Origin of the sequence: Serratia sp. CY81684, from assembly GCF_052166595.1 — a bacterium.
In the GTDB taxonomy this organism is placed as follows: Bacteria; Pseudomonadota; Gammaproteobacteria; order Enterobacterales; family Enterobacteriaceae; genus Serratia; species Serratia nematodiphila.
The window spans coordinates 1-629 of record NZ_JBJNOO010000024.1 but is presented as its reverse complement, the minus strand read 5'-3'; the positions used below and the strand labels follow the sequence as shown (position 1 = coordinate 629).

At 51.4% G+C, this 629-nt stretch carries 1 rRNA gene; it reads left to right on the top strand.

Features of this window, described 5'->3' with window-relative positions:
* Positions 1-169: 169 nt before the first annotated feature.
* Positions 170-629: ribosomal RNA gene (locus ACJ8QF_RS25075) — 16S ribosomal RNA — on the top strand; the annotation flags it as partial.

The window sequence follows — 629 nt, the reverse complement described above, 5'->3', positions numbered from 1 at the left end:
CACTGCTCTTTAACAATTTATCAGACAATCTGTGTGGGCACTCCACAAGACGATATCCAGCATCTTCGGATGCAAAAAAATATCAAGTCTTGAAGAGTGACTAACTGAAGTAAAATTCATGCAGTAAATCTTTGAGCATCGCTTCTCGAGTGGAAGCAAATCAAGCTTTTAATTGAAGAGTTTGATCATGGCTCAGATTGAACGCTGGCGGCAGGCTTAACACATGCAAGTCGAGCGGTAGCACAGGGGAGCTTGCTCCCTGGGTGACGAGCGGCGGACGGGTGAGTAATGTCTGGGAAACTGCCTGATGGAGGGGGATAACTACTGGAAACGGTAGCTAATACCGCATAACGTCGCAAGACCAAAGAGGGGGACCTTCGGGCCTCTTGCCATCAGATGTGCCCAGATGGGATTAGCTAGTAGGTGGGGTAATGGCTCACCTAGGCGACGATCCCTAGCTGGTCTGAGAGGATGACCAGCCACACTGGAACTGAGACACGGTCCAGACTCCTACGGGAGGCAGCAGTGGGGAATATTGCACAATGGGCGCAAGCCTGATGCAGCCATGCCGCGTGTGTGAAGAAGGCCTTCGGGTTGTAAAGCACTTTCAGCGAGGAGGAAGGTGGTGA